Consider the following 23,238-nt stretch of genomic DNA (forward strand, 5'->3'; position numbering starts at 1 on the left):
AAGAAGAAGAGCATTGTGCAAATCCATTGCTCTCCTTCTGCTATATTCTCTGTAATTCATGTTTACAATTTTCATCCGGTCTCTAGCTGTTCACTTTATATGTTCATTGCTAAATTGCAGCTCTTTTTGAATATCTTTTCAGAATAATGCCAAACACTAGCCCAGGACTCTATAACCCTCCACAATTGGGCGGTTTATCCTTTTCCCCCTCAGCGAAATCACAGCCTTCTGCAACTGATTCAAGTCCGTAGTCTGTATTGCTTATCTCATATAAATCCCGAGCATTTTTTTGGATATCCTCGAGCGGCGGCTTTTCTTTCTTTTCTCTCATGTCTTTCCTCCAATGTTTTTATTTAAAAGTTTTATCTTAGATGAGAAATATTATTCGTGTTGAGGAGATTCATGAGAGCAGTATCTTCTATTGAGCAATAGCGCCAAATTCTTGCAAAAAGCCACTGTACTGTAAGAAGTAACGAAAGCTTTAAATGAATGAAAAATCACAGAAAAATAGTAACCGCCGAATAAACCAGCAGCAAACACATCACCAGCCGAAATAACTTGTCATAATGAGTGAAAACTTTTTTGAAAACCGAGCCAAACCCTGACCACAGAAGCAATGCTAACCACCCTAGAATAATGGCTGCCGTTAAATAAAAAACAATGGACTGGAATGAATGATAGAAAGGAAGTATAAAAGCACTCATGACAGTTAAAAAGAACAAAATGCTTTTTACATTTATAATTTGAAAGATAAAACCTGATAAAAAGGAAGACTTCATGTCACTTGCTTTCTCCCCGGATCGTTCGGGCAGACCTGCCTGCCAGGCTAAGTAGAGCAGATATATAGCACCAGCCATTTTTAAATAGGGCTCTAATACTGGAATTAGAGTATATAGACCCGCTGTGAATACACCGCTCAAGATCCCAAGTACAGCAAACCCTGCCAGGATACCCGCCGTGAACCTCCACGACCCTGCAAAGCCAAATCTCCTCGCTTCATTCATGATTAAGATATTGCTTGGACCAGGCGTAATGGATGTAATGATTACATACGATAGAAACGCCAGTATACTCATAAACTCACCTTCTTTTACTCATTTACGAATTACAGCTATTATTGTATGATGACTTTATCTATAAATAAAATTGAAATTCAAAAATCCATTATCATTTTTTTCGATACAAGGGAGAGACGGAATGGAAATCAGACATCTAATAACGTTTCAGTCCATTGCAGAAATAGGCAGTTATACAGGCGCTGCTGCGAAGCTGGGGTATACCCAATCGACCCTAACCGCCCACATACAGGCACTTGAACAGGAGATTGGCGGGGAGATTTTTACTTATATCAATAGAAAACTGCAGCTTACTCCTTTAGGCAGGGATTTAATTCCTTTAGCGGAGGATCTTCTTTCTGCTCATGAACAGATTAAAACAATGCGAAGCAGCCGTGAAGTGAGCGGAGTATTAAAAGTGGCTGCACCAGAGTCTTTAACCATCACCAGGCTAGGACCCATCATAAGGGAGTTCTCATTAAAATATCCTCATGTCAAATTGGTCTTAATCAATGGTACATGCGGACAAAACCAAAGTGATTTAATGAGCGGACGGGTAGATGCAGCATTCATGGTTTATCCAGAAATAAAACCTGAAAAATGCATTCACTATCCCTTATTCCAAGAGGAAATTGTCCTTGTGAGCGGGAATGATGGACCTGACAATTTTGATGAATATAAAAACAGTCAGGCCAGCCCCTTTTATATCACAAATGAAGAAGGCTGCAGCTACCGGTCAATGTTTGAAAGATATCTTTTAAAGCATGGCATCCAGCACTTTCAGACAATGGAACTATGGAGCATAGAAGCAATCAAGAAGATGGTTATGAGCGGACTTGGTTTTTGCGCTTTGCCTTATATCACTGTTAAAGAAGATGTAGAGAACGGAAAGTTAAAACTATTAACACATTCGGAGGAGTTCGAACCCATTTATTCTCATATGCTGATCAAAAAGAAAAAGTGGCTATCTCCAGCTGTAGAGGCTTTTACAGAGCTTGTTTTAAAATCGGCAGATGGACTGGACAAAGAAATATTTGAACAAAAACAAAAAATAGAGTCAGCTTCCTTACACTGAAACATAAAAAAAGCCAAATCCCCAAAGGGAAATGGCTTTTTTTATGGGTGCTGAGGAGAATTTAAAGCTCAATTTGTTTAATTACTTTCGCTGGATTTCCGCCAACTACTGCATTATCCGGCACATCTTTGGTAACGACTGCACCTGATGCGATCACAACATTGTCCCCAATTGTTACACCTGGATTGATTACGGCACTTCCGCCAATCCATACATTGTTTCCAAACATGATCGGCTTTGCGTATTCTCTGCCTGAATTACGTTCAGCAGGATGAAGCGGGTGTGTTGCCGTATAAATTTGTACTCCGGGTGCAAGCATGCAATTATCTCCAAAACGAACTTCACAGACATCTAAGATCGTGCAGTCGAAGTTCGCAAAAAAGTTTTCACCTACATGCGTATTATAGCCATAATCAAATCTGATATTTGGCTCCATATATACGTTTTTTCCAGTTGAACCGAGCAGTTCCTTTAGTAATCTTGTCCTTTTTTCTCCTTCAGTCTCCAGAGTTTGATTATAAATTCTGACCTTTCGCCTTGCTTCTTCGCGTTCCTTTAATAATACCGGATCGGCAGGATCATACATTTCTCCAGCCAGCATTTTTTCTTTTTCTGTTTTCATTCTAATGACCTCTTTCAAATTCATTTAGGTGTGTTATAGGTAACATCTGTTGAACTTTTAATCTCTTTCATATTCAGCAAGCGGTTCAGTTTTTCAGAACTTAAGAACAATGCTGCAGCAAGAAGAACAATACAAAACGGGAAGATTCCAATTGTTGAGTGTGAGGCAATGAAGCCTAAAACTGGCGGCATAAAGGTACTGCCTGTATATGCAACAGCCATTTGATAGCCCATGATGGTCTGGGAATGCTCCTTCCCAAAACGCGCTGGCGTTTCGTGCAGCATACACGGAAAGATTGGTGCCAATCCTAACCCAACCAAAATAAAGCCTGCAAGCGCGAAAGCGGATGAAAATGGCAGGAAAAGAAGGATGGCACCAGTAAGTGCAATGATTTGTCCCATCCGAATGAGAGTACGATTATTCACTTTAAACGTAATGAAGCCAGTAATAAATCTGCCAATTGTAATGCCTGCGAAATAAAAGGAAACCCATTGGGCAGCGGCCGCTGCCGGCATATCCTTCACACTTACCAGAAAACTGCTTCCCCAAAGTCCCATAGTGGCTTCAGCACTGCAATAAAACAAGAAGGAAATTAAAGCTAATTTAACTCCTTTGATTTGGAGCGGTTTTACATTTTCAGCATGATCTGATCTTTCTTCTGATTTTTCCGCCTCTTCACTTAGAGCTTTATTATTATTCTTTCCTTTATTCCATAAAGGCAGAGTCAGCAAAAGGATAATTGCCAGGACAAATTGTATTCCTGCAATGGCAAAATACCCATTGCTCCAGTAGTTTCCCCCTGCAATATACTGGGCCATGATAATAGGGCCAAGAGTGGCTCCGACTCCCCAGAAACTGTGCAGCCAGCTCATATGATGTGCTTTGTAATGTGCAGCAACATAATCGTTTAATCCCGCATCAATGGCACCCGCCCCCAATCCGAGCGGTATGGCACATAGAAATAGCCAAATAACAGACGGAGCAAAATAAAAGCCAAGTAACGCGGCAGCAGTCATTAACGTACTGAAGAAAGATACCTTCCCAGTTCCAAATCGTTTGAGGATTCTTCCGCTAACTAAGCTCGAGATGATTGTACCGCCAGCTATTGTCATAAAGAGCAACCCGGCAGTCTCAAGCGGGGCGCTTAAGTCAGCCTGCATGACAGGCCAGGCCGCCCCTAACAATGAATCCGGCAGACCCAGGCTAATAAAAGCCAAATATATGATCACCAAAAGGATTGTTGCCATGCTTCAGCCTCACCTATTTTCTAATATATTTTTCGGGCGAATCAAGCATAAGCGCCAGCCCCAGACTCTGCAATCCGTATAAATAGTCTTGTTTCCAATCACTTATTTCAAGAATGGGGAGGTGTTCTGGCGGGATATATTTTGAGCTTGCTGCTGCAATTTTTTCTAATAGGGTCTCTTCCACTTCATCTTTGCAGAAAATGAATGTATGAGGATTAATGATAGCCGTTATCGAGGCTACTAATCTGCTGATAGCATCGACCTGATTTTCTCTGGATATCAGTACCTCTTTAGGACTGGTTCCATTTCCCAAGGCTTCACGGAAGTTTCGGTCATCATATTGGGGAACGAATGAGACTTCCCCGGCAAAAAATGTGTTTCCCCGCACAACATCCCCGTTGATCATAAATCCTGCACCAGGACCATTTTGACCGGAATATAAATACACAAGGGATTGATGATCTTTTATCCCCTTATAATGGTGATATCCAAGAACAGCAGCATTCATGTCGTTCTCTACAACAACTGGGATTGAAAAGAGATTCTCATAATATCCTTTTATATCGAAATCTTGAAAATGTTCATAGCCGGGGATATAAAAAATCCGCCCATTCTTAACCGAACCAGGCACCCCAATGGCAAGCGAACGGATTGCTTGATTGGCCATCAATAAGGCTTCAATCGAACTCGTTAATAAATGCAGCCCGCCGTCAGTCAATACACTTTGAACGGTTCCTTGTTCCTTCACTTCTCCTGCACAATTAAAAATGGCATAATTCGTCTCTGTCTTCTCTAAGAAAATTGCCAGGCCCAGCATATAGTCAGAATTGTATGTATATCTCTTCGCTCTTCTCCCGCCGCTAGATTCATCCAATCCTGCCGACAAAATTTCCCCATCCTTCTCCATCTGTGACAGGAACTTGCTTATCGTCGGAAAACTGATTCCCAATTTATCACTTAGTTCAACTTTGGTTGCACTTCCCAGGTCTAACAGCGATCTGCGAACACCAGAAAGGATGCCCAGGCTTAAAGATTTTGGAGCAGTCTTCATTATTCTCACCACCTGCAAATCATACTTATTAAACAAATTTAAAAAGTATCCATTAATAAACTTATTAAAGATCTTTAATAAGTTTATTAATGGTAATATATCATTTAAATTAATCGAAAACAACCTTCCCTTAATAAGGATGTATTATTTCAGCAGGCTGTCTTTACAAGGTTCCTCATGGAGCTTGAATGCTAATTTTATTAAACGTTTCCAGGATCCCCTGAGAATTAAGGAGCTCAGCTATCCCTTCCAATATATGACTCCCGACTATATAATAATACTAAGAACGAATCTATTAAAGGAGCAGATTCAGGCATGCAAAAACTCACCCTGGCTGAAGCAGTAAAGTTAAAAAGTGTACTGGCCAAACGAATTCACGAGTTAGAAGAAGAAATGGACCGTGTAGCATTTGCTGATCTTGAAAAAGGCAGCAAGCTTCCTGAAATGCCAAGATCGCTTGGTATGGTGGAAAAAGAGATGGATGAAGTCCGTAAAGACATGAGACTGCTGGATAAACTTGTATATAAAGCCAATATTGAAAATGACATCACCTTTAACAATGAATCATTGCCAATCGTAGAAGCAATTGAGCTTGCCACCCAATATCGGGCAAAGGCCCGCAAATTCAAGGAATATGGCACAGCAGCAAAAGAGGAATTCCTCTATACAGTGTCGGAAAACGTGTCGATGGTGAAAATGGCGCTATTTGATCCTGAGCAGTATCGATTAAAGGGCCTGGAAGCCGAACGCCAGGCGAATCGTCTGTCCAACTTAATCAATAACAAGAATTATTTGATAGAATTAGAGTTTGACAGCGAAAAGTATTTCTAGACCTTGAAGTGGTGAGACTCTGCTTCAAGGCATAGAAGGAACACCCTCCTATTGTGTACAAAGGTACCTTGTAATGGCAATGGCCAACCGATTATCCATGACCCATTACAACTTCATCCGTAACCAATAACCAACCATGGTACTGGAGGCCGACGGCCATTCATCCGTAATCCCGATTCCTTCTATGAGCCTCCATTCAAATTGAATGGAGGCTTTTTATTAATCTAATGATCTAAGGAGGACACAATTTCTCTGAAAGAACAGCAAAAGGGACAGTGTACCTGTCCCCGTGTCACTTAAAGCAGCAGTTCCCATGTTTCTCCAACTAAATCGTGCCCAAAGCTATGATGTTTTTCCTTCTTCACAAGCTGGAATCCCTTTTTCTGATAGATATGCCGCGCTTCTTCCAGAACACTGTTTGTCCATAGAACGAGTTTCTTATATCCTGCTTGTTTGGAAAAGTTTATGCACTCTTCAACCAATTGTGAACCAAGGCCCAATCCTCTCGCCTTTGGGTCTACTATTAATAGACGAAGTTTAGCCGTATCCTGACTTCCTTCGACAACAAAAATAGATCCCACTATTTCTCCGTTCATTTCGGCAATCCAGCAGCGTTCCCGCTTAGGTTTATAGTTATTTATAAAATCTGCTGCAATTTGAGATACAAGAGCTTCAAAACTCTCATCCCATCCATATTCCTGTGAATATAAGATGCCATGTTTGTGAACAACCCACCCCATATCACCAGGTTCATGCTGACGAAGAAAATATGGGCCCGAAAATTTTAGGCTGTCATTCTTGCTGATCAGTCCCTCAACGGTTTTCATGGCGTTAATTAATTGATGCTGTTCACTTTCTGACAATTTCCCAAGAAGATCCGCTATTTCATTGTATGAACGATCATTTAGTTTAGAGAATGCTTTTTCTCCCTCTGGCGTAAGCCTTAAAATGCGCTGCCTGGCATCTTTAGCAGAACGTTCTTTCTTTATAAGGCCTATCTCTTCAAACCGGGTTAATATTCGACTTAAATAGCCTGCATCTAAACCCAGCTCTTGAGTTAAATTTGATGCTGCAGGGTCCTCTTTAGTGGCAATTTCAAACAGGATTCTTGATTCTGTCAGTGTATAAGGGCTATGTAGCAATCCCTCCCGCAAAGCTCCTATTTGCCTGGTCATAAAACGATTAAAATGGCGAACAGCACTGATTCTTTCTTCAAACGAGATCATTGACAAAGAAATCACCCCTCGGAATATAGTTGCCTTTGTCAAATATAATAATTAATTTAATTGCTTAAGTCAACTTCTTTCCGGAACAATGAGGAAGCTTTTTAAAAGAAAAAGTGCCCATTTCTTTAAATTGAAATCGGCACTTCGTTTATTTCCTGATATTTGTTTAGCGTGACGCTTTAGGCGGCTGACAAACGTCACATTTGCGCTGATGATTATTTTTAAATTTCGTAAACGTTTTTTCAAACTGGCTTCCGCATGCACATTGAAAAAGCAGCTTTTGAGAAAAACCATGATATTCCGTCGTTAACAGCTTACTATCTGAATTTTTCTCAACAAATTCGTTAATTTTACTGATGGTCCATCGTTTATTCATTACTTTGCACCTCCATATTTAATTACTAGGCGGAGGCTTTTCTGGGCATCCGTTCCATTATAGATCATAATTCCTAAGTTCCTCATTATAACATGCGCTGCCACACAAAGAAACAGATGGTCTAAACATGAATATATCCTTCCAAATAAGCAACAGCCTCTCCAGATAGTTTCACCTTATCGCCTAAATCCTCACAATAAAGCTTCCCCCCCCTTTCTGATAATTGCAGTGCCGTAAATTCAGTCTTATTTAACACCTTTTTCCAGTATGGAACCAATGTGCAATGAGCTGATCCGGTAACAGGGTCTTCATCAACACCTGCCTTTGGAGCAAAAAATCTTGATGCGAAGTCAGATTCATTTCCTTTGGCAGTGGCGATAACCCCGAAAGCATCCAGCTTTTTAAGTTCTTCCATATTTAATTGCAGGTCCAGTAAATCCTGCTCTGATTCATAGACGGCCAGATAGTCCCTTGCTAAATAAGTCTCTATTGGCTCCTTGCCCAGTCCTCTAATGAGTGCCTCCGGAGCTTCACATTTTTCCCCTTCCCTGGCAGGGAACGTCATGGTTAGTAGTTCACGGTCCTTCGATACTTCTAAAATTCCGCTTTTTGTATTGAATTTCACATTCATCTGGCTTTCATCGAGATAGGTAAAAATGACATAAGCAGCTGCCAATGTCGCGTGCCCGCATAAATCAATCTCTGCTTTTGGCGTGAACCATTTTAACTCATAATCCTTTCCCTTCTTCACAAAAAAGGCTGTTTCAGCCAGATTATTTTCGGCAGCAATGCTTTGCATCAGGTCATTATCAATCCATTTTTCCAATGGACATACCGCCGCTGGATTCCCTTTGAATTGCTCGTCTGTAAAAGCATCAATTTGATAGATAGGTATTCTCATGATTAGCAGCTCCCCTTTTAATTTCATCCAGTGCGCATCTCTAAGAATGGAGACAACGGGGCGTGGCAGGTCCCTGTCCCTCTCTTTAATCCTCCAACTCTGTATCAATGATCATACATCACGCGAGGTTTTAACATCTTACATATTTTCTTTTAAAACCCAGCTTCCCTCTATCTACTTCCTTTTGGATATTTTCTGAGGCGTGCAGGAAACTGCTTTTTTTCTTGTCCCGTTTCATTTCTACAGGCCCGATGGCTTTTGCGGTCTCAACTGCTTTTTCATGGAGCGGCAAATAAGAAACCCCCACTGTGTAGACAAAATTATTCATGGCGGATTTCGTACGCTCCGGAGCATCGTGGATGGTGTCTTTCACTTTATCAAGCATTTTGGCCAGCTTCTCTTCTGAAAACTCAGCGTCCGGGCGATTCCCCAAAAGCCAGCAATAGCAGCTCCAGCCTCCTGACATCCTCAGCTCTTCCCCGCTTTCGATCCATTTGTCGGCAACTTCCTGTGCAATATCTGCTTCAGCTAATGTAACGGCCACCACATAATCGGACAGCATATAAAAATAAGCTGCATCCATCCAGCGGTCAAAATCCTCTTCGGTCATGGCTTCTGGATCTGCGATGACGCCTGCAAAGTACATGGCATCATAGTTCCCTGTACCGTATAGTTCCTCTGCCAAAGGCTGATTTCTTTTGATTTTTTTAGCGATTGGCTTCATTGCGCCTGTTGCAGCGCCAAAAAGCGGCTCATGTGCGCCGTTTGATATGTACATTTTCTTGGTCCGTTCCTTGCCGAGAGCCTCGAGCTCCTGCATAACCGTCTGTAAATCCATCTTTAAGCACTTCCTTCTATTTTAATAAAGTTAACAGCAAAACACTGATTCGCCTCAAGAACCCAAGTATTCGGTTTTCAGTTCAATCTCTTTTACTTCTTTATCGAAATAGACCTTATATGCCCTGGCATTCGATCTTGAGCTTACGATTCGGCTGACCTCCTCCTCAATGAAGTGGATTGCCACTCCATCATCCGCTGCAATTCCAGGCTTTATTTTATCAGAAGCCAAAAGCTCATGATAGGCAGGCCTTCTTTCCGCTTCCCCGTCGTAATGAGGGCAATTGCTTCCTTGTAAAAAGCCGAGGCATGTTAAGGGCTCCAGTTTATCGCCATAAGAATCCGTAACCCCTTCTTCAAACCAGCAAATGGAGCCCGCGCTGATGCCGGCTAATACGATCCCTTGGTCCCATGCCTTTCTTAAAATCATATCTAATCCCCAGTCTTTCCATAAAGCCAATAAATTCTTCGTATTTCCGCCTCCAACATAAATGATATCTTTATCCAGTACAAATCCCTCTATATCTCTTGTTGGCGGTTTAAATAAAGATAAATGGGAAGGCTGGCACATCTGTTTTTCAAAAAAGTCATAAAACCATTTAATGCAAATATCGGAATCTCCTGTTGCAGTAGGCACATAACAGACTTTAGGATTTTCTTTACCTGACTGACGTAAAATGTATTCATCTAATAATGGATTCTCCGGCTCCATGGAGAACCCTCCTCCTCCAAGTGCGATAATTTGCCTCATCTTTCTACTCCCCTCAATTGATGTTAAGTATAAATATTCTCCTTCATTATTGCTGTTCCTTGTTTTCACATAAAAATAGAGCTGCCAATATGACAGCTCCATTTTAAAAGATACCTTACGATTCATTCAGCACAGGCTTCCCCGCTTCCAGAAGCACCTGATCCCGGCCTAAAATGACCGCTAATAGGATAATGAATGCCCCTGTTCCAACAAGAAGCCATTCGATGGCAATGATATCTGCAACCGGGCCAAATATCAGCATGCCAATCGGCATCATCGAAGTGGAAATCATCCCCATGACACCAAACACTCTGCCTAAATAATTCTCCTCAATTTTTTCCTGCAGCAATACAGTCGTTGGTGTATTGAATATTGGCATGGCAACCCCGAATAACGCCATGAACACTAAATAGATCCAGAAAACCGGAACGATGCCAAGTGCCAGGGTGCAAATCCCCATGATGAGACTGGCGAGGGTCATGGTTTTAATTTTATTTGGATATCCACCCCAGGAAGCAATGATTCCACCGCCAGCCATCATGCCGACTGAAAAGGCGATTTCAATGGCTGTCAGCTTCCACACATCCCCGCCAAAAGTGCGGGTAACCTGCAGCGGCGTCAAAAACGCGGCTGGTGCCATCAGCACGAAGAAAACTGCAAAGAACAGAAAGAATTTCTTCAGGAAAGGAGTACTGTTTACATATTGCAGACCTTGTTTAAAGTCGCTGAAGTAACTCGTTGTCTGTTTTGCCGCAGCTTTTTCGTGCACAGCGATTTTGACAAAAGTCATCAGGGTGACAATGGCAATCGCTGCTGTGATGACATCGATGAAGAAGATGATTTCAAGCGATGCCATTGCCAGCAGAGCGGCACTGACCATTGGCGAAACAAACATAATGACCGCTTGTATGCTCCCGTTTGCTCCATTTACCTTTGTGAGCTTATCCTTAGGGACTATCTGCGGCAGAATCGCTCCGACTGCCGGAGTCTGAACCCCTGTTCCAAGGGCACGAATCGCCGCCATGACAAACAGCAGCCAGATGGATTCATATCCCATTAAAAAGAGGATAGCGAGGATCAGCGTTGAAAAGGCGATAAGACCATCTGCTAAAATAATCAGCAATTTCCGATTGTACCGGTCTGCCCAAACACCTGCAATCGGTGATAAAAAGAAGGTTGGAATAAACCCGCAAATAATGTAGAGCGTCATCATCAAACCAGATTCTGTCGTTAACGTAATATGCCACATAATCGCATATTGAACGAGGGACGATCCAAAAAGCGAGATCGTCTGACTGCTTAAAAAGAGAATAATATTCTTTAGCCAATTCTCCTTCAGATTAGGGTTTACAGTACTCATGAACTAATCACTCATTTCTATTTTTAATAAAAACAAGCTTTGCCTATATTCAGTTGATCAATCCGCTCTATACATTCTATTTCTATAGACAGCAAAAAAGAGGAGAAATTCATCCCCTCTTTAAAAACAAACCGTTAAATTCAGGTTTCCTTAAATAGACAGACCAATCCCGTTGCTCTGAACATAGGCAGAGCCTTCAAACGTATTCAATTAACGATTGAAAAGCGGGTTTCTTAGTCTCATTGATGCTGTCAAAAGGAAAACCTCCATTTCATTATAATTACCCTTATCATAACAATACAGCCTCGTTCAAGCAATTATTTTTTCTTTTAAAAATGTGTTAATCCAAATATTAACGCATTCCCTTTTGTAAATCTTCTCCATCTATTTGTTTTTTTGGCGCAAACCATCCAAACAGCGCAATAGCCACTAATACGCCATAAAAGACCAGTGTCCAGCCTGTACTATGAGGAAAATGGTGGTCAAGGACACCGATATCCTCATGCGCAAGTGTGATAACAGCAAGTTTGACACCAACCCAGGCGACAATCGCATAAGCGGTTGTTTCCAATGCGGGCCGTTTGGCAAGGAGCTTAACAAACCAGGTTGCCGCGAACTTAATCAGGATCAATCCGGCAATCCCGCCAAGCACCACTACAATAAACTGGCCGCCATCCATGCCGCCGAAATCGTCAAGCGGTGAATCCGGCAGACCAAGTGCCAGCGCAACTGCAGCAAGAATCGAATCGATGGCAAAGGCAAGATCGGCTAATGCAATCTTCCCTACTGTTGGCCAAAATCCTTTCCCGGCAGCTTCATCCTTAACATCCTCACGAATATTTTCGTTTTCTTTTCCGAACTTGGCCTTAATCACATGTTTTAAGCCAAGGTACAATAGATAGGCCGCTCCAATCGCCTGGATCTGCCAGACGTTTGCAATAAAAGAAATGGCAAAAAGCGCACCAAACCGGAAAACGAAAGCCATAATGATTCCATAATTGATCGCCCTTTTCTTCTGATCTTCGGGCAAATGCTTCGCTATGACGGCTAAGACAAGAGCATTGTCGGCCGACAGCAAGCCTTCCAGTCCAATTAATATCAATAATGCCCAGGCATACTCGAGCCAAATGGACTCCATCCGCGACACTCCTTTCTGCAACAAAAATATTCTTCATTGATTCAATAACTATAGATTCCCCAAAAATGCTGGAGGAAACCTTAAAAATATATATTAAAAAAGCGTCCTTCATTATGATAAATATCCAGCAGTCCATGCCGGATTTGTTTGCTGCCAGGCAGGTCTTTCAAAATCCTCCTGCAAATTACCGCTTCAAGCAGACCGCTCTCCACGACAACCACATTAAATCCATGGAGAGTATATCTATGATTACGATTTGGAAATAAATTGGTTTCATTTTTTCTTTTATTCATATACTTGGCAAAAGGAACCTTCGAAAAGGTAAAATAAATTGAATTCATTCGGAGAAGAAATGGGGAGACTTTATGAATGCCTATTTACTTTTAGCATTAGCCATTGTAAGTGAAGTGTTTGGCAGCTCCTTGCTTAAAGCAGCAGACGGATTTAAAAAGCTGCTGCCATCCCTTGGCGTAATCATTGGGTACGGTGTCGCTTTTTACGCGCTGTCTTTATCGTTAAAAACACTGCCGCTGGGAGTGGCCTATGCGATATGGGCTGGCCTCGGGACTGTGCTTACAGCTATGGTTGGGATTATCATTTATAAAGAGAATGTAAACCGCAAAAAAATCCTGGGGTTGGCTTTAATAGTTGGAGGAGTCATCTTATTGAATAGCGATGGTGGCCATTAATATGAGGGGATATTTTTATCTAACAATTTCAATCGCTGGAGAGATTTTTGCCACCACCATGCTCAAGCTGTCGGATGGCTTTACTGTGCTTCTTCCATCTGCAGGAGTCGTGTTTGGCTATGCACTTTCATTTTATTGCTTATCATTATGTCTTAAAACCGTTCCATTAAGTCTGGCTTATGCCATTTGGTCTGGAGCAGGCACAGCTTTAACAGCGTTGATAGGTGCCATACTATGGGGAGAGGCATTCAGCAGCCTCAAGATACTGGGAATCATACTGATTATCGGCGGAATAATCGCATTGAACTCTTCCAGCAGTGCAGAAACTACAAAAGAGCCTTCACGCTAGGGCTCTTTTCTGATTCCAGGACTTCTCTTCATTTATGCCATTCCCCTTATTAAATATCCTTCAAGGCCCTCAATGTCTTATCCCGAATCTGAACACGATTGACATAGTCCTTTGCAACAAGTTCTGTGTACAGTAAGTCAAAAAGCAGGAAGAGCGGCAGCGTTGGAGAGATGTTCTGGCCCATATGCATACTGCTTTTACTCATAACCAGAAGGGATAGGTCTGCCAGCTGGGAGAGTTCGGATGTTTTCTCACTTGTGATGGCAAGGACTGATGCACCTTGCTGCTTGGCGATTTTAACAGCGTCGATTATTTCTTTGGTTTTCCCTGAAACAGAAATGCCAATGACAAGGCTTCCGCCTGAGCTTAACGCAGCATCCATCACAGCTTGATGAGGGTCTGTAATCGACTCAACCTGGATTCCGATCCTGAAAAACTTCCATTTGAACTCCTGCGCTGCAATTCCTGAGTTGCCGATGCCATATACATGCACTTTCTTTGCATCAGTTAAAAGTGAAACGGCTTGCTGAATATCTAAATAAGTCATTTTCCGAAAAGTCGTTTCGATAATCTCCAAATGATTTTGATAGAGATTGGAAAAATAATCAATCTCTTTGATATCACTGGACACAGTCGGTTTGTTCCTTAAATCGATATATCTTTTTAATTCATGCTTAAATTCATTAAAACCTGAAAAAGAGATCTTCTGACAAAAACGGGTGATTGTAGCTGGGGAAATATGAATTTTTTTAGCGATTTGATTAATCGACAATTGGCTGATTTCATCCGGATTTTCGATTATATACTTTGCCAATTCTGACTCAGAGCTTGTGAATTTTTCCATGGTGCAGGCTATGCCATGCAGAAGATTCTCACCTAGATATTCCATACTCTTTCTCCTCTTTTAGATAATCCATAGGTACATTATACAAGATAATATCCTTATTTTTAGTCCATTTCCTGAAAACTATGAACTATCCTTGACTAGCCGTACAAAAGCAAAAAGCTGAAAACAGCCCAGTCGGCAGCCTGGGCTGTTTTCAGCTAATCATTATTTTTGCATTGCATCTACAAATCTTTTTGTAATAATCTGCGGTCTTGTAATCGCACCGCCTACCACAACTGAGTGAACATGAATATCCAGCACAGAGCGTGCAATTTCCGGGGTTGAAACATTCCCTTCAGCTATTACCTTTGCATGCTTCACTTCTTTGACGATCTGTTTGATCACAGCGTAGTCATGATCATCAATTTTCAATCCTTTTGTTTCTTCTGTATATCCGTATAATGTCGGCGCAACAATATCAAATCCCAGCTTATCGGCAAAAACGGCTTCCTCCACTGAAGAAACATCGGCCATCAGCAAAATATGTGGATACTTTGACCTTACTTCCTGATAAAACGATTCTAAATCCCTGCCATCCGGCCGGATCCGATTAGTTGCATCTGTTGCAATGATTTCGGCACCCGTCTCAGCTAAGGCATCGATTTCTTTCATGGTTGGTGTAATAAAGACAGGATGATCCATGTATACCTGTTTGATGATACCGATCACAGGAAGATCGACTAGTTCTTTAATTCCCCTAATATCAGGGACGGAGTTTGCCCGAATGCCAGCGGCTCCTCCCTCCTTTGCAGCTAATGCCATGCGTCCCATAATGAACGGACTATGAAGCGGTTCTCCTTCTAAAGCCTGACAGGATACGATTAGTCCATTTTTGATCTGTTCCAGCACTTGATGCATTTAAAAACACGTCCTTATTATTTATTACTGACCTAAATACTCTTCTATTTCGTTTTTAACAATGGTGACTTGAGGTCCATAAATAATTTGAACACCCGTTCCTTTTTTCACAATTCCTTTTGATCCAGTCTGTTTAATGACATCTTCTTTTACCAGGGATTCATCCTTAATGGTTACCCTCAGACGAGTTGCACAGCAATCAACGATATCAATATTATTGGTTCCGCCTAATCCTTCAACAATCGTTTTAGCACGGTCTGTAGCTGAAACTTGCTGTGCTGCTTGTTCCTCATCTTCACGTCCAAGAACTTTGAAGTTCTTTTTTCTGATTAAGAATTTAAACGTAAAGTAGTATAAGAAGAACCAGGGAATACCTACCATCAGCACATATGGCCAATTTGTTTTATCGGCGCCTTGGAGAATTCCAAATAAAATGAAATCAATAAATCCGCCTGAGAAGGTCTGTCCGACCGTAATATTGAAAATGTCTGCCATCATGAAAGCCAAACCGTCGAAAATGGCATGTACTAAATAAAGTAGAGGTGCCACGAACAAGAAGCTAAATTCAAGCGGTTCTGTGATACCAGTCAGGAATGATGTTAACGCTGCTGAAAGCAAAATACCTGCTACCACTTTTCTGTTTTTCTTTTTAGAGCAATGGTAGATGGCCAATGCAGCTCCCGGCAGGCCAAACATCATGGTAATAAAACGGCCTGACATGAATCTGGATACCCCTTCGTAATATTGTTCAGTCGATGGGTCACCCAATTGCGCAAAAAAGATATTTTGTGTACCGCTGACTAATTTTCCGCCAATCTCCAGTGTTCCGCCGAGAGCGGTTTGCCAGAAAGGAAGGTAGAAAATATGGTGCAAGCCGAGCGGTCCAAGCATACGCAAAATAAATCCATAGAATAGAGTCCCTATTTCCCCGGTGCCTGTCACCACTGATCCAAGCCCATTGATTAACGCCTGGAAGTATGGCCATATCACAAATAGAATCGCTCCTACAAAAATCGAAGCAAATGAAACGACTATAGGAATAAAGCGAGATCCCCCAAAGAATCCTAACACTTGAGGCAGCTGAATTTTATTGTATTTATTATGCAGCGCAGCTGCTGCTATCCCGACGATGATACCGCCAAATACACCCGTTTCCAAAGTCTGAATTCCGACTGCCATCCCCTGACCGGCTCCTGCCAAGTTATCCTTTGCCAGGTCCCCGGTTAAGGACAGCAATGCACTAATGGTGCTATTCATAACAAAATAACCAATCATGGCTGCTAATCCAGCCGTTGCTTTATCTGAACGGGCTAAACCGATCGCTACCCCTACCGCAAATATGATTGGCAAATTGGCAAATACGATCGAACCTGCCGCACTCATAATCGTAAAAATGGCCTGAAGCCAGCTAATATCTAAAAAAGGATACGCTGAAACCGTATTCGGGTTCGACAGCGCTCCGCCAATTCCTAATAACAAACCTGCTGCCGGCAAAACGGCTATTGGCAGCATAAACGATTTACCAAACTGCTGCGCTTTCTCAAAAGCTTTTTTCATTGATATTGACCCCCTTTATCTTGATGAGAAACTCTGCTGCTTTAGCCTCCTGTCTGTATCATATATTCGCAGCTGCCGAAGTTCAATGAGGTTGAAATCGGTTTCAATCCTTTTCACCATTTTCCCTCCAGCTCTGAAAACACGTTCATTTTATTGTATGTATCTACTTTTCATTCATTTCTGATAGTAGAATATCTACTTGAATGGAGCATCCGTCACCTGGAAAACCGGATGCTCTTATAGCATTGGTCTAGATAATAATTATAGAGATTAGCGAGACTTGGCCAGCTGATCTGCACAAAGGGAGTTGATTACCTTGAACGCTATCTTGCTTAAAGGAATGCAAGTATATGCGGAAGATCAAAAAATTGAAGAAGGTTATATTCTATTGGAGGATCACCAGATAATCGGGATTGGGCCACTCACGAATTTGCCCGCAGCGAAAGAATTTGAGGTGATGGAAATTCCATCTTCCTTTAAAGCCATTCCCGGCCTAATAGATATTCATATCCATGGTGTGAATGGAGCTGATGTGATGGATGCATCAGAAGAGGCTTTAGAGATCATGTCCGCTGCCCTTCCAAAAGAAGGCACTACCAGCTTTTTAGCTACAACGATGACTCAGAGCGAAGCAGCCATTGAAAAGGCAATTTTAAACGCTGGAGGCTATATACAGAATCAGCAGTCTCCCGGTAAAGCAGAAATCCTGGGTATCCATCTTGAGGGACCATATGTCAATATATCCAGAGCTGGTGCTCAGCCTGTGGAATTCATTGTAGATTCGAGCATAGAGCAATTTAATAAGTGGAATAATCTTGCAAAACAAACGATAAAGATTGTTACACTGGCTCCTGAACAGCCAGGCGGCATGGAAATGGTGAAACACCTGGATGAAAATGGAATTATTGCTTCTATTGGCCATTCTGATGCCACATATGAAGAGGTCTCCGAAGCTATTGAGGCTGGCGCTAAACATGTCACACATCTATTTAATCAAATGCGCGGCCTGCATCATCGGGAACCAGGTGTTGTGGGGGCTGCTTTGCTGCGGGGTGAATTAACAGCAGAACTAATCGCCGATGGTGTTCACGTCCGGCCAGAAATGTTGAAGCTAGCCTTTCAGCAAAAAGGTGAAAAAGAACTAATACTGATAACAGACGCCATGCGTGCCAAATGCTTAAAAAATGGCATATACGATCTTGGCGGACAAGCTGTAACGGTTGAAGAAGGAAAGGCGGTTTTACAGGATGGAACCCTCGCAGGGAGCATTCTAGAACTCGGAAATGCAATGAAAAATATGATGGATTTCACGGGATGCTCACTTGAAGATGCAATCCGAATGGCTTCTGTTAATCCGGCTAAGCAGTTAAATGTCATTGACCGCAAAGGAACCATCAAAATTGGAAAAGATGCTGATATCGTGATATTGGATGAGCAGCTTGAAGTAGCCATGACATTTTGCCGCGGAGAGCTTGCCTATCATCGGGGAGGAGAACAGCAATGAAGATCTTACAAGCAAAAAATTATGATGAAATGAGTCAAAAAGCAGCGGAGTTTTTAATAGAAAGAATACGCAGGAGCCCTGATATTAAACTGGGATTGGCAACAGGCGGGACGCCAGTTGGATTATATGCCCAATTGGTGAATGATCAACAAAAGAACCACACTTCCTACAGGGACGTTACAACATTTAATCTGGATGAATATATGGGTCTTTCTGGTGAAGACCCGAATAGCTACCGTTTTTTTATGGACAAGCATTTATTTAATCATATTGATATTCAAAAAGAGAATACTCATGTTCCTTCTGGCGATAAAGCCAATCCGCAGCAGCAATGCAGGGAATACGAATATCAGATAAAGAAACACGGAGGTATTGACCTTCAAGTTCTTGGCATCGGCAGCAACGGGCATATTGGCTTTAATGAACCAGGTACTTCCTTTGACACTGAAACCCATATGGTCGAATTGACACCTTCTACACGCGAGGCCAATGCAAGATATTTTAACAGCATGAGCGAAGTGCCTTCTCATGCTATTACCATGGGAATTGCGAGCATTATGCGCAGCAGGGAAATACTATTGCTTGTCTCGGGAGATGCCAAAAGTGCAGCTTTAGAGCAGCTATTACAAGGAGAGGTAAACGAAAACTTCCCTGCATCTATATTAAAAACACACCCCGCAGTGACTATTATTGCAGATGAGGCCGCTATAGGTAAAATTCTTGTTTAAACTTGCTCTAAGAATAGTTTCTTAGCAATTGAGGAGCAGAGTACGCGACTAATCGGAACGGCATCAGTGAAGTTTTTCCCCATCTTTGTATGAAGATGCAGGAAAAACTTCTTTTTATTGAGGGAACTCGCCAAAACCTGGAGAGCTCTGTAGTTTCCGAAACTGATTTCCAGTTTTCTGCATAGAAGAATAATATTCAGTCTCCTCCCCCGCAGCCGCCGCCATCTCCACCAAAGCCGCCTCCAAAACTATCACAGTTATGCGAGCTGCTATAATCTCCTGTATGGTGATAGGAAGAATGATTTTTCCCGCTGTCATAAGAACGATTCGATGGTCTGGAGCCACCAATAGCGATCATGATAATAAGTAGTAAACCCATAATAATGAATCCTGACATTTCCATCACCCCTTATTTTTATATACGGATTATAGTTTGATTAGTTTCAGAAAATTCAAATAAAACAATCGATATATTTATGGGTTTAATAACAGGCAAGTTCTGCCGAAAAAACTATTAAGATGACTTTGAATAAATAGAAAGAAAGAGGACTTTATGATGAAAGAAATGCTGGTTTACAGATATGAAGAAGTTATTCATGCCCCAATAGATTTGGTTTTCAAATACGTGGATGATGATGAAAAGATAAAGCTCTGGAATACTATGCTGATCGAAAACATTTATGACAATGAGGAAAATAAGCCAGTCCCGGAGCCTGGAACTAAATTTGTCACCGTTCAGAAATTGGATAAAAAAATCATCAAAATCGATTCCGAATTGATTGAATACGAAGCTCCCCATAAAGTTGTTATGCACTCCCATTCCAAAGAAGGCTTAAGCATTTCAAAGTATCTCTTATCAAGAGAACATAATGGAACGCGCCTGATTGTGGAAGCAAGCCTTGTTCCAAGCAACTTCTTCTATAAGCTGACAACCAAACTTTTAGGATGGACAGCTAAATTTGTGTTTGAAGAGCAATACCAGAACTTGAAGAGTTATGTGGAGAATGAAGCGGATGATGATGAATAAAAAAGGTGTCCTGGAACGGGACACCTTTTACTGTAAAAGCTTATTTACTCTTCCTTCTTCACCCATTTATCATCATCATTCTTCTCATATTTCTTTTTCACTGCACTCCAGGCAACCTTAAAGGCCGTTTCCTCCTCGTCATATTCTTCGCTTGCCGAATTAAACGCTTCCTTAAAGATTTCCTGTGCGTGATGCGGAAGATTATCTTTGACGGAATCAGGCAGATCGCTTAATTTATCATAAGGCATTTTCGCTTCCTCCCCTGCACATGTTCTTTTATGTATTTTTCCTAATTATGTGTGTTTTAAACACAGCCCCAGGAAGTCTCCATGTACAGGAGTAGCTGCTCAGCTGCCCGTCATCACTCGGAAAGATTATTAATTAGTTCTTCATAATACTCTTGCGGATTCGAAATATGGTTATCAATGAAAAACTTTGCCTGATCTTTGAACATATCAATGTAGGAATCTCTGCTAATGGCTAAATCCCCTAAATCAGCAGTGTCTCCTTGAACTTGTACTGTACCTGCCTTAACGTCAACAACAACGGTCATAAATATTTTATCCCTGTAAAGAACAGTACCCGTCACTTGTTGTTTCAGTAAATCGACAAGAGGAAATTCATGGCGTACACCTGTTGGTTTAAACAGCGTATAGCCTGCATTGGGTTTATCTTTATGATCATTCATTCTTCCATCTCATCATTTCTTCTGCTGAAGGCTGATAGCTGCGCATAAAAAACAGAATAGTATCAATAATTTTCATCGATTAGATCCAATCTTTCACATAAGCCACTAATCCGATCACAGAACCAATTACGGCGCCAAAAAGCACATAAAAACGTGTTTCGAGCTGCGCGAGCTTTTTTGTCAAACTAATCCCTCCTGACCTTTGTTCCTGCTTTCTACGATATTTATTGGAAAAGGTTTCAAGTTTTCGTTAAAGACGCTAATCCTGTATCGGCAGCACCGTCGAATCCTTTATCTCCCTCAATGCCAGGCTTGTCTGAATCTTCGTGATCCCCAGTTCATTCAGCTTCCTGATAAACATCTCCAGCCCCTTGCGATCCTTGCAGGCTACTTTCAATAGATAATCATACTCCCCTGTTAAACAATGACATTCTAAAACTTCCTTCATGGATTCCAGCGTTTTTTCAAGAGATTCCAGTTTTTCAGCCTGGTGCATATTGGTGCTCATGAACACGAAGCATAATAAATCAAAGCCCAGCTTCTCATGGCTTAAAATAGCCACATGCTTTTGGATATACCCTTCCGCTTCCAACCGCTTAATTCTCGCATGCACAGCCGGAGCAGACAGATTCACCCTTTTCGACAGTTCCAGATTGCTAATCCGGGCATCCTTTTGAAGTACATCCAAAATTTTTATATCCAGGTGATCCAATACCTTGCTTACAAGCGATTCCATTATCCATCAGTCCTTTTCAATTATTCCAAATACCGATAAAATCACATACCCAAACCGAATATTTTATAATTTTAATCTAAAAAACTTTTAATTATTTCGAATTAATTTCATTATACAAAATTATCTTTTGTTTGATTTAAAAAATGTTAAAATTATTCATATAAACAATGTCATTGTGCACAATGGCTCTGAAAAAGGAGCTAAATGACGTGAACTATTATCTTCTCCTTCTTTTAACAAGTTTTCTTTGGGGCGGAAATTTTATTGTAGGAAAAACGCTTGTGGATCACGCATCTCCTATTACCTTAACCATTTTAAGGTGGGCCATCGCTATCATCTGTCTCGTACCTCTTGTCTGGCATAAAGAGAAGCGGCTGCTCCCTCCGAAAACTGCCATCCTGCCATTATTGCTAATGGGCATCACGGGAGTTGCTTTGTTCCAGGCACTGCAATTCATGGCACTGGAAAAAACGTCGGCCACCAGTGTTGGCTTAATCTCTACATTAAATATGTTTTCCATTGCTGCCTTCTCTTTCATATTTCTAAAAGAAAAAATAAACATACTGCAGCTCATGTCCATGTTCATTTCATTGTTTGGCGTACTGCTGGTCCTTTCAAAAGGAAGCCTGGAGATGCTGGTCTCACTTCATTTTAATACCGGGGACCTTTATATGATGGCAGCAGTGGGCATGTGGGGAATCTATTCGGTCTGCAGCAAATGGGCCATGTCTTTCGTTACACCTATGATGTCCATCTTATACGCAGGCATATTTGGCCTTCTCGTGCTTTTGCCGTTCAACACTGCTGGTTTCACCGTTACAGATGTCAGTGCTTCATTTCTTTTATCCATTCTGTATACGGGTCTGATTTCAACAGTCCTATGCATGGTACTCTGGAATATCGGGGTCAACCAGCTGGGACCAAGCACTTCCGGCCTGTTCCTAAACTTTAATCCAATTTTCACAGCCATCTTAGCTTTTATCTTCTTAGGAGAGGTCATGAACTGGATACAAGCTGTCGGAAGCATCATTGTTATTGCTGGGTGTTTATTATTCTCTGCACTTAAAAGCAGGACCGGAAAAACAACAATGGGAATTCCGGCACCAGTGTTCATTAGGGAGCCAGTTAAGGAGAGATAAAAAATTGTGCCTGTTCCGTTAAGAGAACAGGCACTTTACATTCCTTCTTTTTTGGGCGGGACAGAGGGACAGGTTCCTCGTCCCAGTTGAAAATTGGGGACAGAATAACTGTCCCCTTCTCCCTTTTTAATTATTAATGCGGTATTGAATGTGTTATCAAATAAAAAACCATTAATATACTAAACCCGCATAGCAAAATTAAAATCGCATAAAAAACCTTCCTCCATAATCCGCCTATGAAGCAGAGACTTACTAAAAAATAATAGATTAGTGCACACCCAAAAATAAACCAAAGAAATTCTTTGGTTGATTCCTTTGAAGGCAGTGGCGTCGTCACATTTGTTAAAGCCAATCCCCCGAAAATAAATAGGCCTATACCATATAATAAATTTCTCAGGCTTACTTCTCTTTTATCATTTTGAGTTTTCAAGATACCCACCCCGCTTAAGTAATGGTACGAATTCCCAAAGAGAAAGTTTCATTAAATGCCCTTTTTCGCATATCTCAAACGAAGGCAGCATATAAATTAGGTAGCTTATTTAAAAAGAACTCGAAGCAGTTAAGCCACACTAACTGTTTAAATATCCGTAATAAGGGGGTGCTGAAC

General features: G+C 41.5%; 27 protein-coding genes. 8 read left to right on the plus strand and 19 right to left on the minus strand.

Translation table 11 applies throughout. The features are described from left to right. Window positions 1-169 precede the first annotated feature (169 nt). Both QUF73_14535 and QUF73_14540 read right to left on the minus strand, forming a co-directional pair. The gene (locus tag QUF73_14535) at window positions 170-331 is read right to left on the minus strand and encodes a hypothetical protein (protein ID MDM5227419.1); all 162 of its coding nucleotides are present in this window, start codon (window positions 329-331) and stop codon (window positions 170-172) included. Window positions 332-497: 166 nt separating this feature from the next. After that, window positions 498-1,076: a LysE family transporter gene (locus QUF73_14540; protein ID MDM5227420.1), complete on the minus strand. Its 579-nt coding sequence runs from the start codon at window positions 1,074-1,076 to the stop codon at window positions 498-500. Between the two features lie 121 nt (window positions 1,077-1,197). On the opposite strand from QUF73_14540, the gene QUF73_14545 reads away from it, so the two are divergent. Beyond that, the gene (locus QUF73_14545) at window positions 1,198-2,130 is read left to right on the plus strand and encodes a LysR family transcriptional regulator (protein ID MDM5227421.1); all 933 of its coding nucleotides are present in this window, start codon (window positions 1,198-1,200) and stop codon (window positions 2,128-2,130) included. 61 nt (window positions 2,131-2,191) lie between these two features. Here the strand turns inward: QUF73_14545 and QUF73_14550 are convergent, their stop codons facing one another. From QUF73_14550 to QUF73_14560, 3 genes are read right to left on the minus strand one after another with little or no spacing between them, the layout of a single operon-like run. After that, the gene (locus QUF73_14550; protein ID MDM5227422.1) at window positions 2,192-2,752 is read right to left on the minus strand and encodes a sugar O-acetyltransferase; all 561 of its coding nucleotides are present in this window, start codon (window positions 2,750-2,752) and stop codon (window positions 2,192-2,194) included. 20 nt (window positions 2,753-2,772) lie between these two features. After that, on the minus strand, window positions 2,773-3,999 hold the full coding sequence (locus tag QUF73_14555; GenBank protein MDM5227423.1) for an MFS transporter: 1,227 nt from the start codon (window positions 3,997-3,999) through the stop codon (window positions 2,773-2,775). A 13-nt stretch (window positions 4,000-4,012) separates the two neighbouring features. Continuing rightward, the gene (locus tag QUF73_14560) at window positions 4,013-5,050 is read right to left on the minus strand and encodes an ROK family transcriptional regulator (GenBank protein ID MDM5227424.1); all 1,038 of its coding nucleotides are present in this window, start codon (window positions 5,048-5,050) and stop codon (window positions 4,013-4,015) included. A gap of 315 nt (window positions 5,051-5,365) precedes the next feature. Between QUF73_14560 and QUF73_14565 the strand changes: the two genes are divergently transcribed. After that, window positions 5,366-5,881, plus strand: coding sequence for a hypothetical protein (locus tag QUF73_14565; protein ID MDM5227425.1), 516 nt, complete (start codon window positions 5,366-5,368; stop codon window positions 5,879-5,881). Window positions 5,882-6,177: 296 nt separating this feature from the next. Here the strand turns inward: QUF73_14565 and QUF73_14570 are convergent, their stop codons facing one another. The 7 genes from QUF73_14570 to QUF73_14600 form a co-directional block, all read right to left on the minus strand. After that, window positions 6,178-7,107 carry a bifunctional helix-turn-helix transcriptional regulator/GNAT family N-acetyltransferase gene (locus QUF73_14570; protein ID MDM5227426.1) on the minus strand — a complete coding sequence of 310 codons (930 nt, stop codon included), beginning with the start codon at window positions 7,105-7,107 and terminating at the stop codon, window positions 6,178-6,180. 166 nt (window positions 7,108-7,273) lie between these two features. Next, on the minus strand, window positions 7,274-7,483 hold the full coding sequence (locus QUF73_14575; GenBank protein ID MDM5227427.1) for a hypothetical protein: 210 nt from the start codon (window positions 7,481-7,483) through the stop codon (window positions 7,274-7,276). 121 nt (window positions 7,484-7,604) lie between these two features. After that, window positions 7,605-8,384: a PhzF family phenazine biosynthesis protein gene (locus tag QUF73_14580; GenBank protein ID MDM5227428.1), complete on the minus strand. Its 780-nt coding sequence runs from the start codon at window positions 8,382-8,384 to the stop codon at window positions 7,605-7,607. A 130-nt stretch (window positions 8,385-8,514) separates the two neighbouring features. After that, on the minus strand, window positions 8,515-9,222 hold the full coding sequence (locus QUF73_14585; GenBank protein ID MDM5227429.1) for a DNA alkylation repair protein: 708 nt from the start codon (window positions 9,220-9,222) through the stop codon (window positions 8,515-8,517). A gap of 54 nt (window positions 9,223-9,276) precedes the next feature. Next, the gene (locus QUF73_14590) at window positions 9,277-9,972 is read right to left on the minus strand and encodes a peptidase E (GenBank protein MDM5227430.1); all 696 of its coding nucleotides are present in this window, start codon (window positions 9,970-9,972) and stop codon (window positions 9,277-9,279) included. Window positions 9,973-10,087: 115 nt separating this feature from the next. Further along, window positions 10,088-11,332: an MFS transporter gene (locus tag QUF73_14595; protein MDM5227431.1), complete on the minus strand. Its 1,245-nt coding sequence runs from the start codon at window positions 11,330-11,332 to the stop codon at window positions 10,088-10,090. A gap of 352 nt (window positions 11,333-11,684) precedes the next feature. After that, on the minus strand, window positions 11,685-12,470 hold the full coding sequence (locus QUF73_14600) for a TerC family protein (protein ID MDM5227432.1): 786 nt from the start codon (window positions 12,468-12,470) through the stop codon (window positions 11,685-11,687). Between the two features lie 365 nt (window positions 12,471-12,835). Between QUF73_14600 and QUF73_14605 the strand changes: the two genes are divergently transcribed. Further along, window positions 12,836-13,159, plus strand: coding sequence for a multidrug efflux SMR transporter (locus QUF73_14605; protein MDM5227433.1), 324 nt, complete (start codon window positions 12,836-12,838; stop codon window positions 13,157-13,159). 1 nt (window position 13,160) lies between these two features. Next, a complete protein-coding gene (locus tag QUF73_14610) occupies window positions 13,161-13,508 on the plus strand; it encodes a multidrug efflux SMR transporter (protein MDM5227434.1) in 348 nt (115 codons plus the stop codon). Between the two features lie 49 nt (window positions 13,509-13,557). Here QUF73_14610 and QUF73_14615 read toward each other — a convergent pair whose 3' ends face one another. The 3 genes from QUF73_14615 to QUF73_14625 all read right to left on the minus strand — a co-directional run bounded on the left by QUF73_14615 (window position 13,558) and on the right by QUF73_14625 (window position 16,809). Beyond that, a complete protein-coding gene (locus tag QUF73_14615) occupies window positions 13,558-14,397 on the minus strand; it encodes a MurR/RpiR family transcriptional regulator (protein ID MDM5227435.1) in 840 nt (279 codons plus the stop codon). A gap of 162 nt (window positions 14,398-14,559) precedes the next feature. Continuing rightward, window positions 14,560-15,252: an N-acetylmannosamine-6-phosphate 2-epimerase gene (locus QUF73_14620; GenBank protein ID MDM5227436.1), complete on the minus strand. Its 693-nt coding sequence runs from the start codon at window positions 15,250-15,252 to the stop codon at window positions 14,560-14,562. Between the two features lie 24 nt (window positions 15,253-15,276). Continuing rightward, complete coding sequence (locus QUF73_14625; GenBank protein ID MDM5227437.1) at window positions 15,277-16,809, minus strand: maltose/glucose-specific PTS transporter subunit IIC; 1,533 nt, start codon at window positions 16,807-16,809, stop codon at window positions 15,277-15,279. 316 nt (window positions 16,810-17,125) lie between these two features. On the opposite strand from QUF73_14625, the gene nagA reads away from it, so the two are divergent. Further along, window positions 17,126-18,313 carry an N-acetylglucosamine-6-phosphate deacetylase gene (nagA, locus tag QUF73_14630; GenBank protein ID MDM5227438.1) on the plus strand — a complete coding sequence of 396 codons (1,188 nt, stop codon included), beginning with the start codon at window positions 17,126-17,128 and terminating at the stop codon, window positions 18,311-18,313. Next, on the plus strand, window positions 18,310-19,041 hold the full coding sequence (gene nagB / locus QUF73_14635; GenBank protein ID MDM5227439.1) for a glucosamine-6-phosphate deaminase: 732 nt from the start codon (window positions 18,310-18,312) through the stop codon (window positions 19,039-19,041). The genes nagA and nagB overlap by 4 nt, the downstream gene beginning before the upstream one ends. Window positions 19,042-19,237: 196 nt before the next feature. Here the strand turns inward: nagB and QUF73_14640 are convergent, their stop codons facing one another. Further along, entirely contained in the window at window positions 19,238-19,438 is a 201-nt protein-coding gene (locus QUF73_14640; GenBank protein ID MDM5227440.1) for a hypothetical protein, read from the minus strand. Window positions 19,439-19,594: 156 nt separating this feature from the next. On the opposite strand from QUF73_14640, the gene QUF73_14645 reads away from it, so the two are divergent. Next, window positions 19,595-20,068 (plus strand): SRPBCC domain-containing protein, encoded by a 474-nt coding sequence (locus QUF73_14645; protein MDM5227441.1) that lies wholly within the window; start codon window positions 19,595-19,597, stop codon window positions 20,066-20,068. 44 nt (window positions 20,069-20,112) lie between these two features. Here QUF73_14645 and QUF73_14650 read toward each other — a convergent pair whose 3' ends face one another. The 3 genes from QUF73_14650 to QUF73_14660 all read right to left on the minus strand — a co-directional run bounded on the left by QUF73_14650 (window position 20,113) and on the right by QUF73_14660 (window position 21,492). Continuing rightward, on the minus strand, window positions 20,113-20,316 hold the full coding sequence (locus QUF73_14650) for a ChaB family protein (protein ID MDM5227442.1): 204 nt from the start codon (window positions 20,314-20,316) through the stop codon (window positions 20,113-20,115). Between the two features lie 113 nt (window positions 20,317-20,429). Further along, on the minus strand, window positions 20,430-20,756 hold the full coding sequence (locus QUF73_14655; GenBank protein ID MDM5227443.1) for a hypothetical protein: 327 nt from the start codon (window positions 20,754-20,756) through the stop codon (window positions 20,430-20,432). Between the two features lie 259 nt (window positions 20,757-21,015). Continuing rightward, window positions 21,016-21,492, minus strand: a complete 477-nt coding sequence (locus QUF73_14660) for an Lrp/AsnC family transcriptional regulator (protein MDM5227444.1) — start codon at window positions 21,490-21,492, stop codon at window positions 21,016-21,018. Window positions 21,493-21,674: 182 nt separating this feature from the next. On the opposite strand from QUF73_14660, the gene QUF73_14665 reads away from it, so the two are divergent. Continuing rightward, window positions 21,675-22,631, plus strand: a complete 957-nt coding sequence (locus QUF73_14665; protein ID MDM5227445.1) for a DMT family transporter — start codon at window positions 21,675-21,677, stop codon at window positions 22,629-22,631. The last annotated feature ends 607 nt before the right edge of the window (window positions 22,632-23,238 follow it).

Source organism: Cytobacillus sp. NJ13 (assembly GCA_030348385.1).
In the GTDB taxonomy this organism is placed as follows: domain Bacteria; phylum Bacillota; class Bacilli; order Bacillales; family Cytobacillaceae; genus Cytobacillus.

Excerpts from the sequence above, each read along its gene's own strand:
- QUF73_14650 (MDM5227442.1), bottom strand. The coding sequence starts at position 20,316 with ATGCCTTATGATAAATTAAGCGATCTGCCTGATTCCGTCAAAGATAAT.
- QUF73_14595 (MDM5227431.1), bottom strand. The coding sequence starts at position 11,332 with ATGAGTACTGTAAACCCTAATCTGAAGGAGAATTGGCTAAAGAATATT.
- QUF73_14570 (MDM5227426.1), bottom strand. The coding sequence starts at position 7,107 with ATGATCTCGTTTGAAGAAAGAATCAGTGCTGTTCGCCATTTTAATCGT.
- QUF73_14555 (MDM5227423.1), bottom strand. The coding sequence starts at position 3,999 with ATGGCAACAATCCTTTTGGTGATCATATATTTGGCTTTTATTAGCCTG.
- QUF73_14645 (MDM5227441.1), top strand. The coding sequence starts at position 19,595 with ATGATGAAAGAAATGCTGGTTTACAGATATGAAGAAGTTATTCATGCC.
- QUF73_14655 (MDM5227443.1), bottom strand. The coding sequence starts at position 20,756 with ATGAATGATCATAAAGATAAACCCAATGCAGGCTATACGCTGTTTAAA.
- QUF73_14640 (MDM5227440.1), bottom strand. The coding sequence starts at position 19,438 with ATGTCAGGATTCATTATTATGGGTTTACTACTTATTATCATGATCGCT.
- nagB (MDM5227439.1), top strand. The coding sequence starts at position 18,310 with ATGAAGATCTTACAAGCAAAAAATTATGATGAAATGAGTCAAAAAGCA.
- QUF73_14600 (MDM5227432.1), bottom strand. The coding sequence starts at position 12,470 with ATGGAGTCCATTTGGCTCGAGTATGCCTGGGCATTATTGATATTAATT.
- QUF73_14560 (MDM5227424.1), bottom strand. The coding sequence starts at position 5,050 with ATGAAGACTGCTCCAAAATCTTTAAGCCTGGGCATCCTTTCTGGTGTT.
- QUF73_14620 (MDM5227436.1), bottom strand. The coding sequence starts at position 15,252 with ATGCATCAAGTGCTGGAACAGATCAAAAATGGACTAATCGTATCCTGT.
- QUF73_14565 (MDM5227425.1), top strand. The coding sequence starts at position 5,366 with ATGCAAAAACTCACCCTGGCTGAAGCAGTAAAGTTAAAAAGTGTACTG.
- QUF73_14550 (MDM5227422.1), bottom strand. The coding sequence starts at position 2,752 with ATGAAAACAGAAAAAGAAAAAATGCTGGCTGGAGAAATGTATGATCCT.
- QUF73_14605 (MDM5227433.1), top strand. The coding sequence starts at position 12,836 with ATGAATGCCTATTTACTTTTAGCATTAGCCATTGTAAGTGAAGTGTTT.
- QUF73_14610 (MDM5227434.1), top strand. The coding sequence starts at position 13,161 with ATGAGGGGATATTTTTATCTAACAATTTCAATCGCTGGAGAGATTTTT.
- QUF73_14665 (MDM5227445.1), top strand. The coding sequence starts at position 21,675 with ATGGCTCTGAAAAAGGAGCTAAATGACGTGAACTATTATCTTCTCCTT.
- QUF73_14585 (MDM5227429.1), bottom strand. The coding sequence starts at position 9,222 with ATGGATTTACAGACGGTTATGCAGGAGCTCGAGGCTCTCGGCAAGGAA.
- QUF73_14545 (MDM5227421.1), top strand. The coding sequence starts at position 1,198 with ATGGAAATCAGACATCTAATAACGTTTCAGTCCATTGCAGAAATAGGC.
- QUF73_14575 (MDM5227427.1), bottom strand. The coding sequence starts at position 7,483 with ATGAATAAACGATGGACCATCAGTAAAATTAACGAATTTGTTGAGAAA.
- QUF73_14580 (MDM5227428.1), bottom strand. The coding sequence starts at position 8,384 with ATGAGAATACCTATCTATCAAATTGATGCTTTTACAGACGAGCAATTC.
- QUF73_14535 (MDM5227419.1), bottom strand. The coding sequence starts at position 331 with ATGAGAGAAAAGAAAGAAAAGCCGCCGCTCGAGGATATCCAAAAAAAT.
- QUF73_14590 (MDM5227430.1), bottom strand. The coding sequence starts at position 9,972 with ATGAGGCAAATTATCGCACTTGGAGGAGGAGGGTTCTCCATGGAGCCG.
- QUF73_14615 (MDM5227435.1), bottom strand. The coding sequence starts at position 14,397 with ATGGAATATCTAGGTGAGAATCTTCTGCATGGCATAGCCTGCACCATG.
- QUF73_14660 (MDM5227444.1), bottom strand. The coding sequence starts at position 21,492 with ATGGAATCGCTTGTAAGCAAGGTATTGGATCACCTGGATATAAAAATT.
- QUF73_14540 (MDM5227420.1), bottom strand. The coding sequence starts at position 1,076 with ATGAGTATACTGGCGTTTCTATCGTATGTAATCATTACATCCATTACG.
- QUF73_14625 (MDM5227437.1), bottom strand. The coding sequence starts at position 16,809 with ATGAAAAAAGCTTTTGAGAAAGCGCAGCAGTTTGGTAAATCGTTTATG.